This is a genomic window from Streptomyces sp. MnatMP-M17, from assembly GCF_900091995.1.
Classification (GTDB): Bacteria; Actinomycetota; Actinomycetes; order Streptomycetales; family Streptomycetaceae; genus Streptomyces.
The window spans coordinates 1-11,316 of record NZ_FMDK01000569.1; the positions used below are offsets into that span (position 1 = coordinate 1).

Genomic DNA, 11,316 nt, shown 5'->3' on the forward strand with positions numbered 1-11,316 from the left:
CCGACGCGGGCGGCCCGTCTCCGGCCACTCCACCGCCTCCGACAACAACCGCACCGCACCCGACGACCAGTCCACATGCGACGACGGAGACTCCGCGTGCAACGTACGCGGCAGCACACCACGACGCAGCGCCATCACCATCTTGATCACACCGGCCACACCGGCCGCCGCCTGCGTGTGCCCGATGTTCGACTTGAGCGAACCGAGCCACAACGGACGCTCCGGATCACGGTCCTGACCGTAGGTCGCCAGCAGTGCCTGCGCCTCGATCGGATCACCCAACCGCGTTCCCGTACCGTGCGCCTCCACCGCGTCCACGTCCGACGCCGACAGACCGGCCGTGGCGAGGACCTGACGGACCACCCGCTCCTGCGAAGGGCCGTTGGGTGCGGTGAGCCCGTTGGACGCGCCGTCCTGGTTGACCGCGCTGCCGCGCAGCACCGCGAACACCCGGTGCCCGTGGCGGCGGGCGTCGGAGAGCCGCTCCGCGACGAGTACACCGACGCCTTCTCCCCAGCCCGTGCCATCGGCGTCGTCGGAGAACGCCTTGCAGCGGCCGTCGGGCGCGAGGCCGCCCTGCTTGCTGAACTCCACGAAGACCGAGGGCTCCGTCAGTACGGTGACACCGCCGATGAGCGCGAGTGAGGACTCTCCGCCGCGCAGCGACTGGGCCGCCACATGCAGGGCGACCAGTGAGGAGGAGCAGGCGGTGTCGACGGTGATGGCCGGGCCTTCGAGACCGAGGGTGTAGGCGAGCCGTCCCGAGAGCACGCTGGCGGCGGTGCCGGTCAGCGCGTGTCCCTGGAGTTCGCCGGCCGAGGCGGCCGACGGCTGTCCCCAGTGGTAGGCGCCGACGAAGACACCGGCCTGGCTGCCGCGCAGCGAGGTCGGGGCGATCCCGGCCCGCTCCAGCGCCTCCCAGGCCACCTCCAGCAGCATGCGCTGCTGGGGATCCATCGCCAGTGCCTCGCGCGGCGAGATCCCGAAGAATCCGGCGTCGAATTCCGCCGCCTCGTAGAGGAATCCGCCTTCGTGTGTCGCGCTGCTTCCCTCGCCGTCACCGGTGAGCCGCTCCAGATTCCAGCCGCGGTCGCCGGGAAATCCCGATATGGCGTCGCCACCGGATTCGACCAGATCCCACAGCGCCTCAGGGGAACGGACACCACCGGGAAGGCGGCAGCCCATTCCCACCAGGGCGATGGGCTCGTTCTTCGTGAGTTCCAGCTCTCCTATGCGCTGACGCGCGCGGCGGAGATCGGAGGTGACCCGCCTCAAGTAGTCGACTACTTTTTCCTGCTGGTCTTCTGGCACCGGTCCGTCCTCATCATCATCGGATCGCGAACGAAAGCAGCGATTTCTCTATGTGGTTTCGAACTCTTCATCGATGATGTCGAGCAGCCTGTCGACCGACACCGTCTCGATGTCCTCGCCCGGCACATCCGTGTCCGGGGGTGCGAAGGGCGTGGATCGCCGCAGCGCGGAGATGATCTTCTCCAGGCGATCCGCGATCACCTGGCGTTCAAAACCGTCCGCCGACACTGATTGGATGACGGACTCGAATCTGGTGAGTTCGTCGTCCGCCGAACCCGTCGCGGCGTTGACGGGCTCGGCGGCGGGCGTGGTGAGGGCCGCCGCGAGATGGTCGGCGACCCGTACGGGTGTCGGGAAGTTGAAGACGAGCGTGCTCGGGAAGCGCCGGCCGGTGAGCGCGCCCAGCCGGTCGCAGAGTTCGACGCCGGCCAGTGAGTCGAAGCCCATCTCCTTGAAGACATGGTGGGCGCCGACCGCGTCCGGGGTGCTGTGGCCGAGCACGGCCGCGGCTTCGGTCCGTACGAGTTCGAGCAGATACCGGGCCCGCCGGCCCTCGGACATCTCCTCCAGCCGCCTGACCAGCGTGGATCCCTCGCCCTCGCCGACGGCGTCAACAGCGGTCGGCTTGGCGGCGGGCGGCCGGACGGTCCTCGTGGCAGGCGCCGATGTCCGCGACCGGCCGGAGGGCTCCTGGCTCCTCTGTGGTGCGGAGGCCGTCTCCTGCGGCGAGAGCGGCCGTACGCGCAGTTCCTCGACCGTGAGCACCGGAGCGCCCGAGAAGTCATCGGCCCTCAGCGCCGGCGCGCCGTCCGGTCCCGGCGAGAGCCGTATCCGTAGCGCGGTGGCGCCGTAGGCGTGCAGGGACACGCCTCGCCAGCGGGCCGGCAGGCTGCCTCCGCCGTCGGTCATGGCGGCGTGGCGGGCCGCGTCCAGCAGGGCGGGATGGAGTCCGTACGCCTCCGCGTCGGTCATCTCGGCGGGCAGGGCGACCTCGGCGTACCGCTCGTCACCGCGCCGCCACAGGGCCCGTAGCCCCTGGAAGGGCGGGCCGTAGTCGAAGCCGTGGTCGGCGAGACGCTCGTAGTGGTCGCCCAGATCCACCGGCTCCGCGCCCTGCGGCGGCCAGCGGTCCTCGCCGGTCAGTCCGCTGCCGGCCTCCGGCTCACGCTCGGCGCCGTGCCCGGGTGGTGTGAGTACACCGGTCGCGTGCTCGGTCCAGCTCCGGTGGGCGGCGCCCTCGGGCCTGGAGTGGACCGTGACGGTGCGCCAGCCGATCCCGTCGGCCCGGGAGAGCCGTACGTGCAGCCGTACCGAGCCGTGCTCGGGCAGTACGAGCGGTTCCGTCAGTGTCAGTTCCTGGATCCGGTCGCAGCCGGCCTCGTCGCCCGCGCGGATCGCCAGCTCCACAAAGGCCGTTCCCGGCAGCACAATCCGTCCGGCGATGACGTGCTGGGCGAGCCAGGGATGGGTACGGGTGGAGAGCGTGCCGGTGAACACCAGGCCCTCGTCGTCGGCGAGTTCGAGCATGCTGCCCAGCAGCGGATGTCCGGTGGCGCCGACACCGCCGGTGTCCGCCGCGCCGGACGGCGGCGGCGCCGGCCAGTAGCGCTCGTGCTGGAAGGCATAGGTCGGCAGTTCAACTCTGCGGGCGCCGGTGCCCGCGAAGAAGGCGTGCCAGTCGAGCGGAACACCGGCCGTGTGCAGCCGGCCCAGCGCGGCGACGAGCGCGGCCTCCTCTGTACGGTCCTTCCTCAGGGCCGGTACGACGGTCAGCTCCCGGGCGGCCTCGCCCAGGCTGTCCTGGGCCATGGCGGAGAGCACGCTGCCAGGGCCCAGCTCCAGCAGGACGTCCACGTTCTCGGCGCGCTGTGCCCGCACGCCGTCGGCGAACCGGACGGTCTCCCGGACATGCCGTACCCAGTACTCGGGTGTGCCGAGCCGGCCGGCGGCCAGCTCTCCGGTGAGATTCGAGATCACCGGCACGGTGGGCTGATGGAAGGTCAGTGACTCCACGACGGAGCGGAACTCCGCGAGCATCGGATCCATCAGCGGCGAGTGGAAGGCGTGCGACACCGGCAGCCGCTTGGTCCTGCGCTCGCGGGCCGCGAAGTACGCGGCGATCTCCTGGACCGTACGCTCCTCGCCCGCGACCACCACCGACTCGGGTCCATTGACGGCGGCGACGGAGACCTGATCCTCGCGTCCGGCGAGCAGCGGCAGGATCTCGTCCTCCGCGGCCTGTACGGCGACCATCGCGCCACCGGCCGGCAGCGCTCCCATCAGCCTCGCGCGCGCCGCGACCAGCCGGCAGGCATCGGCCAGTGAGAACACACCCGCCACATGGGCCGCCGCGATCTCGCCGATCGAGTGGCCGCCGACGACGGCCGGGCGCAGGCCCAGCGATTCCATCAGGCGGAAGAGCGCCACTTCGACGGCGAAGAGGGCGGGCTGGGTCCAGCGGGTACGGTTCAGCGGCTCCGGATCGTCGCCCCACATGATGTCGCGGAGCGGACCGTCGAGATACGGGTCCAGTTCGCAGAGCACGGTGTCCAGCGCGGCGGCGAAGACCGGGAACCGCTCGTAGAGTCCACGTCCCATGCCGATGCGCTGGCTGCCCTGGCCCGGGAAGAGCACCGCCGTGGTGCCTTCTCCGGCCGCTCCGCGCGCCGTTCCGGTGACGCTCTGCCGGTCCTGCCGGTCGTCCCGCCGGTCCTGCCCGTCCGCGAGCAGTACCGCGCGATGGCGCAGCGCCGCCCTGCCGGTCGCCAGCGAGTAGCCGATGTCCACCGGGCGGAGCCCGGGACGGGCGGCCACGAAGTCCGTGAGGCGCGCGAGTTGGTCGTCCAGGGCGGCTTCGGTCCTGGCCGATACGAGCCAGGGCACGACGGCGGGCGTCACTTCGGACGGCACGTCGTACGGGCCCGGGACCGCCGGAACCGAAGCCGACGCAGGCCCCGAAGCCGAAGCCGGGACCGCGGGCACGGAATCCGGAACCGGCTCCGGGGCCTGCTCGATGATCAGGTGCGCATTGGTGCCGCTGATCCCGAAGGACGACACGCCCGCGCGCCGAGGACGGCCGCCGGCGGGCCAGGGCGCCGCCTCGGTCAGCAGTTCCACTCCGCCGCCCGACCAGTCCACCTGCGAGGTGCGCCGGCCGGCATGGAGTGTCTTCGGCAGCAGCCCGTGGCGCAGGGCCAGCACCATCTTGATGACGCCCGCGACACCGGCCGCCGCCTGGGCGTGCCCGATGTTCGACTTGAGCGAGCCCAGCCGCAGCGGTCGCGCGGGATCACGGTCCTGCCCGTAGGTGGCGAGCAGCGCGTGTGCCTCGATGGGATCGCCCAGCTTCGTACCGGTGCCGTGCGCCTCGACCGCGTCGACCTCGGCCGGAGTGAGTCCTGCGTCGGCCAGTGCCTGGCGGATCACCCGCTCCTGGGCCGGGCCGCTGGGCGAGGTCAGTCCGTTGGAGGCGCCGTCCTGGTTGATCGCGGAACCACGCAGCACCGCCAGGATCTCGTGCCCGGCGCGGCGGGCGTCGGAGAGCCGTTCCAGTACGACGATGCCGACGCCCTCGGCCCAGGCGGTGCCGTCCGCGTCGTCGGAGAACGCCTTGCACCGCCCGTCCGGCGCGAGACCGCCCTGACGGGAGTAGCCGATGAAGCCGGCCGGAGTGGACATCACGGTCACTCCGCCCGCCAGCGCCATCGTGCACTCCCCGGCGCGCAGCGAACGCGCGGCCCAGTGCAGGGCCACCAGCGAGGAGGAGGACGCGGTGTCGACGGTGACGGCAGGTCCTTCGAGACCGAAGGTGTAGGCGAGCCGGCCCGAGGCGACGCTCGGCGACAGACCGGTCATGGCGTGGCCCGCCAGATCCTCCGCCGACCGCTGGGTGACGGTGGCGTAGTCCTGGCCGTTGGTGCCGACGAACACTCCGGTGCGGCTGCCGCGCAGCGCGTACGGATCGATCCCGGCCCGCTCCACCGCCTCCCAGGACACCTCCAGCACCAGCCGCTGCTGCGGATCCGTCGAGACCGCCTCGCGCGGTGACATACCGAAGAATCCGGCGTCGAAGTCGGCGGCCTCGTACAGGAATCCGCCCTCGCCCGGCACGCTGCGGCCCGGTCCTTCGCCGGCCAGTGCCTCCAGGTCCCAGCCGCGGTCCACCGGGAAACCGGAGATCGCGTCACGGCCCTCCAGGACCAGTTCCCACAGTTCTTCCGGGGAACGGACTCCGCCCGGATAACGGCATGCCATCCCGACGACCACGACCGGGTCCTCGTCGGTTCCGATGTCGGCTCCGATCGTCATGACGTCGCACACTCCTAGGGAAAGTCGGGCCTCGGACACTCTCCGTGCCGGATCGTACGGTCGGCGGCGCTGTACTTTTCCCTAAGGAATTCCGGGCCTCGCGGCGGAAGACTAGGGATTCTCCGGAGCCTGGCGTGAGACCAAGTAACTGTCCCGCCCGATCGCGCGGCGCGGCCACCCGGCGACCCGCCGAGTGGGTACATGTGGCGCCGAGCCATCGGACCGCCACTTCCGAAGGGTGTTGTCCATGGACTCGATTCGGCGGCCGATCCTGTTTGTCAGCTATGCCGAAAGCGGTCTTCTCAATCCGCTGCTCGTACTGGCGGAGGAATTGTCACGGCGCGGCGTGGAGGATCTGTGGTTCGCGACCGATGAAAAGGCGCGTGACGATATCGCGGCGGCCAAAGCGGGAACCGCCGTGGAGTTCGCGTCACTCGGCGAGGTCGTCTCCCAGATGTCGGCCGTCACCTGGGACGACAGCACCTATCGGGAGGTCACGCAGCGCTCCCGGTTCAAGGCGCATCGCGCGGTCATCAAGCACTCGTTCGCGCCGGAGTCCCGGGTGGAGAAGTACCGGCGGCTGGAGGCGATAGTCGACGAGGTGAAGCCGGCGCTGATGGTGATCGAGAGCATGTGCCAGTTCGGCCATGAGCTGGCCATCACCAAGAAGATCCCGTTCGTGCTGGGTGTGCCGTTCGTGCCCAGCAATGTACTCACCTCGCATGTGCCGTTCGCCAGGTCGTACACACCGCGCGGTTTCCCGGTGCCGCACTCGGGTCTGCCGCTGGAGATGAGCCTCACGCAGCGGATGGCCAACCAGCTCTTCCGGCTGCGCACGCTGGGGATGTTCATGACCTCCTCGATGCGGAAGGTGGTCGAGGAGGACAACCGGATCCGCGCGGAGCTGGGAATCGCGCCCGAGGCACGCCAGATGATGGCCAGGATCGACCATGCCGAGATGGTGCTCTGCTACTCGGTGCCTGAGCTGGACTATCCGTTCCCCATGCCGGAGAAGATGCGGCTGGTCGGCGCGATGGTGCCGCCGCTGCCGCAGGCTCCGGACGACGACGGGCTGTCCGACTGGCTGTCCGCGCGGGGCTCCGTGGTGTACATGGGATTCGGTACGATCACCAGGCTGACGCGGGAGCAGGTCGGCGCGCTGGTGGAGGTCACCCGGCGGCTGGCCGGGCGCCACTCCGTCCTGTGGAAACTCCCCAAGGAGCAGCAGGAGTTGCTGCCCGCGCCGGAGACGCTGCCGGGCAATCTGCGGATCGAGAGCTGGGTTCCCTCACAGCTCGATGTCCTGGCCCATCCGAGCGTCAAGGTGTTCTTCACCCATGCCGGCGGCAACGGCTACCACGAGGGCCTGTACTTCGGTAAGCCGCTGGTGGTGCGGCCGTTGTGGGTGGACTGCGACGACCAGGCGGTCCGCGGCCAGGACTTCGGTGTCAGTCTCACTCTCGACCGTCCCGAGACCGTCGATCCGGACGATGTCTTCGACAAACTCACCCGTGTGCTGGACGAGGACTCGTTCCGCGAGCGCGCGGAGCACTTCGGAGAGCTTCTGCGCGCCGCGGGCGGCCGGAGCACCGCGGCGGATCTGCTGCTCGGCCTGCCGGCACTCGCCACCCACTGATCGGGGTTTTCCATGTCATTCACCCATCCGGTTTCCAGGCCCTGGCTCGGCGGGCGGGAACTCGACTATGTGACGGAGGCCGTCAGCGACGGCTGGATCTCGTCGCAGGGACCGTATGTACGCCGGTTCGAGGAGGGGTTCGCCCGGTACAACGGTGTGGCGCACGGCGTCGCCTGTTCCTCGGGGACGACGGCGCTCACTCTGGCGCTGCGCGCGCTCGGCGTCGGGCCCGGCGACGAGGTGATCGTCCCCGAGTTCACGATGATCGCGAGCGCGTGGGCGGTGACCTATACGGGCGCGACGCCCGTCTTCGTGGACTGCGGCGACGATCTCAATATCGATGTCTCGCTGATCGAGGAGAAGATCACCCCGCGTACCAAGGTGATCCTCCCGGTGCATATCTACGGGCGCCGCTGCGACATGGACGCGATCATGGATATCGCCCTTCAGTACAACCTCCGGGTGGTGGAGGACTCCGCCGAGGCGCACGGTGTACGGCCGGTCGGGGACATCGCCTGCTTCTCGCTCTTCGCCAACAAGATCATCACGGCGGGCGAGGGCGGTATCTGTCTGACCGAGGACCCTCGGCTGGCCGAGCAGATGGCGCATCTGCGCGCGATGGCCTTCACCAAGGACCACAGCTTTCTGCACAAGAAGCTGGCCTACAACTTCCGGATGACCAGCATGCAGGCGGCGGTGGCACTGGCACAGACCGAGCAGCTCGACACGATCCTGGCGACCCGCCGCGAGATCGAGCGGCGCTACGACGAGGGCCTGCGTGGCATCGACGGGATCACCACGATGCCGGCGCGCGATGTGCTGTGGATGTACGACCTGCGCGCCGAACGCCGCGAGGAGCTGCGGGACTTCCTCGCGGCCGAGGGCATCGAGACTCGCGTGTTCTTCAAGCCGATGAGCCGGCAGCCGGGCTACTACGACGCCGACTGGCCGTCGCTGAACGCCAGCCGGTTCAGCGAGGACGGCTTCTATCTGCCCACCCATACGGGACTGACGGCGCAGGACCAGGAGTTCATCACCGGCAGGATCCGCAAGTTCTACGGCGCCGCGTGAGTACCGCGTCGGTGCCGCGTCGGCCCGCGTGGCGCGCGGCGGCGCTCCTCGCCGTACGACACCGGACGTCACGACACCGGACGTCACGACACCGGACGTCACGACACCGGACGTCACGGCTCCGGACGTCACGGCTCCGGACGTTCCGATCCTCGGAGGAATCCCACACATGACGACTACCGACAGATGCCCGGTCGCCTTTCCGCTGCGGCGGCCCGGCCGGCCCTTCCCACCACGGGAGTACGCGGACTTCCGGAGCACGGACGGTCTGGTCCGCTCGACGCTGCCCAGCGGTGTCCCGGTCTGGCTGGTGACCCGGCACGAGGACGTACGGACCGTACTGACCGATCCGAGGATCAGCTCCAATCCCTCGCATCCGGGCTTCCCGAGAGCGGCGAAGACCGGTGGTGTGCCCTCGCAGGACCAGGTGCCGGGCTGGTTCGTGGCGCTGGATCCGCCGGAGCACGGCCGGTTCCGCAAGACACTGATCCCCGAGTTCACCGTGCGCCGGATCAGGGAGATGCGGCCCGCCATCCAGCGGATCGTGGACGAGCGTATCGACGCGCTGCTCGCGGCGGGCGACACGGCCGATCTGATCGCGGACTTCGCGCTGTCCGTACCGTCGCTGGTCATCTCCGATCTGCTCGGAGTGCCGCACGCGGACCGGGACTTCTTCGAGGCCAGGACCCGGGTGCTGGTCACGCTCACCTCCACGGACGAGCAGCGGGAGTCGGCGACCAAGGCGCTGATGCGCTATCTCAACCGGCTGATCAGCGTCAAACAGCGGCGTCCCGGCGACGATCTGATCAGCCGGCTGCTGGCCGACGGCACCATCTCCCGGCAGGAGCTGACCGGCGTCTCGATGCTGCTGCTGATCGCGGGCCATGAGACGACGGCGAACAACATCGGCCTCGGTGTGGTCACTCTGCTGAGCAATCCGCGGTGGATCGGCGACGAGCGCGCGGTGGAGGAGCTGCTGCGCTACTACTCGGTGGCCGATCTGGTGGCCTTCCGGGTCGCCGTCCAGGATGTGGAGATCGGCGGGCAGCTCATTCGGGCGGGCGAGGGCATCGTGCCGCTGGTCGCCGCGGCCAACCATGACGGGACCGTCTTCGACCGGCCCGACGAGTTCGATCCCGAGCGCTCGGCGCGCTCGCATGTGGCGTTCGGGTACGGCGTGCACCAGTGCCTCGGGCAGAACCTGGTCCGGGTCGAGATGGACATCGCCTACCGGACGCTGTTCGCGCGGATTCCCACGCTGGAGCTGGCGGTGCCGGTCGAGGAGCTGTCGCTCAAGTACGACGGAGTGCTGTTCGGGCTGCACGAGCTGCCCGTCCGCTGGTCATCGACGGAGGAATGATGGTGCGCATCAGCGTGGACACCGAACGCTGTGTGGGAGCCGGACAGTGTGTGCTGTCGGCTCCCGATGTCTTCGACCAGGACGACCACGGCATCGTCATGGTGCTGGAGGAGCCGGCGGACGAGCCGACGCGGGACGCGGCGCGGCAGGCGGGCATCGTCTGCCCGTCGCAGGCGATCACGGTACGGGAGGGCTGAGCGCGGCCGTCCGGTACACACGGAACGGGCTCTGCTCCCAACGGCGTTGGGGACAGAGCCCGTTCACGTGCTGCCGTGTTCCGTGTGCATGTGCTCCGTGTTCCGTGCTGCGGGCTTTCCGCGGCTCGCTGGGCTTTCCGCGGCTCGCTACCAGGTGACCGGCAGCTCGGTGAGACCGGCGGAGAGCCGGCCGCCCAGCACCTGGAGCCGCTCCACCGGGAGCGCGAGACGCAGTCCGGGCAGACGTGTGAAGAGCAGGGTGTACGCCGTCCTGAGCTGCATCCGGGCCAGCGGCGCGCCGATGCAGTGCCACATCCCATGACCGAACGTCAGATGCGGATTGGGCGAGCGCGTGATGTCGAACAGTTCCGGCTCGTCGAAGACCTGACGGTCGAAGTTGGACAGAGTGAAGTCCAGCAGCACCAGATCACCGGCGCGTATGGTCACACCGCCGATCTCGACATCCTCGCCCGCATAGCGCGGCAGAACCGATCCTCCTGCCTTGGCCGAGCGGAGGATCTCCTCCACCGCGCCCGCCATCAGCCTGGGATCGCCGAGCGCCGCGTCGCGCTGGTCGGGATAGAGGGTGAACAGCACGATTCCCAGGTCGACATGGCTGGCGACGGCCTCAAGACCGGCGAACAGCACTCCGGCCGCGATGGGACCGATGCGCTCGTCCGAGGGCTCACTCGCGCAGAGCCGGGAGATCACATCGTCACCGGGCTCGGCCCGTTTGCGGCCGGCCAGCTCCACCAGATAGCCGAAGAGATCCTGCTGTCCGTCCTGGACACCGTCCGGATCGTCAAGACCGCCCATCCGCGAGAGCAGGGCGACCAGCCGGCCGTGGTCCTCGGCGGGCACACCGATGAGTTCGCAGAGGACGGCCAGGGAGAACGGCAGCGAGAATCCGCCGTGCAGATCGGCGGGCGGTCCCTGGGCGAGGAAGCTCTCCAGCACGCCTTCCGCGATGGCCTCGACCTTCGGCATCAGATCGAGCACGCGCCGGGCGGAGAAGTTGGGCGTGAGCAGCGCGCGGGTCTCGGTGTGCAGCTTCCGGGCCAGCTCGAAGTCGTCCGAGACGAGCATGTCCAGGAAAGGGTTCTGCACATAGCGCGGCGCGGAGGCGGGCGTCGGATGGGCGCGTCCCAGCCGCTCGTCGCGGAGCAGCTCCTTGAGCTCGGCGTGCCGGGTCACCAGCCAGCCTTCGTCGCCCGCCGGCGTACGCACCCTGCGGACCGGAGCGCTGGCCTGGAGGTCGCGCAGCAGCGGGCTCAGCTTGAGGACGGACGGCTGCTCGGCCTGGAGCGAGGGCAGTTCGGGGAATGCGGTCATGGGAATCTCCTCGGGACGGTGGGTGCCGGTATGCGCGCCGCGCCTGGTCCCGTTCGGGGCGGGCGCGGAGCCGGGGCGGCCCGCGCCGGGGTACGACGGTG

Annotated in this window: 6 protein-coding genes and 1 pseudogene; 4 read left to right on the top strand and 3 right to left on the bottom strand. The window is 69.7% G+C overall.

What is annotated here, in order from left to right:
* A partial coding sequence (locus tag GA0115259_RS24535; RefSeq protein WP_176732638.1) for a beta-ketoacyl synthase N-terminal-like domain-containing protein occupies nucleotides 1–1,311 on the bottom strand: 1,311 nt, incomplete at its 3' end.
* A 48-nt stretch (nucleotides 1,312–1,359) separates the two neighbouring features.
* Nucleotides 1,360–5,592 (bottom strand): annotated as a pseudogene (locus GA0115259_RS24540) (type I polyketide synthase); the annotation flags it as partial.
* Between the two features lie 274 nt (nucleotides 5,593–5,866).
* On the opposite strand from GA0115259_RS24540, the gene GA0115259_RS24545 reads away from it, so the two are divergent.
* The 4 genes from GA0115259_RS24545 (at nucleotide 5,867) to GA0115259_RS24560 (ending at nucleotide 9,883) form a co-directional block, all read left to right on the top strand.
* On the top strand, nucleotides 5,867–7,255 hold the full coding sequence (locus tag GA0115259_RS24545) for a glycosyltransferase (protein ID WP_093601057.1): 1,389 nt from the start codon (nucleotides 5,867–5,869) through the stop codon (nucleotides 7,253–7,255).
* A 12-nt stretch (nucleotides 7,256–7,267) separates the two neighbouring features.
* Nucleotides 7,268–8,326, top strand: coding sequence for a DegT/DnrJ/EryC1/StrS family aminotransferase (locus GA0115259_RS24550; protein WP_093601059.1), 1,059 nt, complete (start codon nucleotides 7,268–7,270; stop codon nucleotides 8,324–8,326).
* Between the two features lie 169 nt (nucleotides 8,327–8,495).
* Nucleotides 8,496–9,686 (top strand): cytochrome P450, encoded by a 1,191-nt coding sequence (locus tag GA0115259_RS24555; protein ID WP_093601064.1) that lies wholly within the window; start codon nucleotides 8,496–8,498, stop codon nucleotides 9,684–9,686.
* Between the two features lie 2 nt (nucleotides 9,687–9,688).
* The gene (locus tag GA0115259_RS24560; protein ID WP_218104235.1) at nucleotides 9,689–9,883 is read left to right on the top strand and encodes a ferredoxin; all 195 of its coding nucleotides are present in this window, start codon (nucleotides 9,689–9,691) and stop codon (nucleotides 9,881–9,883) included.
* A gap of 147 nt (nucleotides 9,884–10,030) precedes the next feature.
* Here GA0115259_RS24560 and GA0115259_RS24565 read toward each other — a convergent pair whose 3' ends face one another.
* Nucleotides 10,031–11,215, bottom strand: coding sequence for a cytochrome P450 (locus tag GA0115259_RS24565; RefSeq protein ID WP_093601063.1), 1,185 nt, complete (start codon nucleotides 11,213–11,215; stop codon nucleotides 10,031–10,033).
* Between the last annotated feature and the right edge of the window lie 101 nt (nucleotides 11,216–11,316).

What these genes read in the sequence shown, in the direction of transcription:
- GA0115259_RS24555 (WP_093601064.1), top strand. Translation starts at nt 8,496, where the DNA reads ATGACGACTACCGACAGATGCCCGGTCGCCTTTCCGCTGCGGCGGCCC.
- GA0115259_RS24550 (WP_093601059.1), top strand. Translation starts at nt 7,268, where the DNA reads ATGTCATTCACCCATCCGGTTTCCAGGCCCTGGCTCGGCGGGCGGGAA.
- GA0115259_RS24565 (WP_093601063.1), bottom strand. Translation starts at nt 11,215, where the DNA reads ATGACCGCATTCCCCGAACTGCCCTCGCTCCAGGCCGAGCAGCCGTCC.
- GA0115259_RS24545 (WP_093601057.1), top strand. Translation starts at nt 5,867, where the DNA reads ATGGACTCGATTCGGCGGCCGATCCTGTTTGTCAGCTATGCCGAAAGC.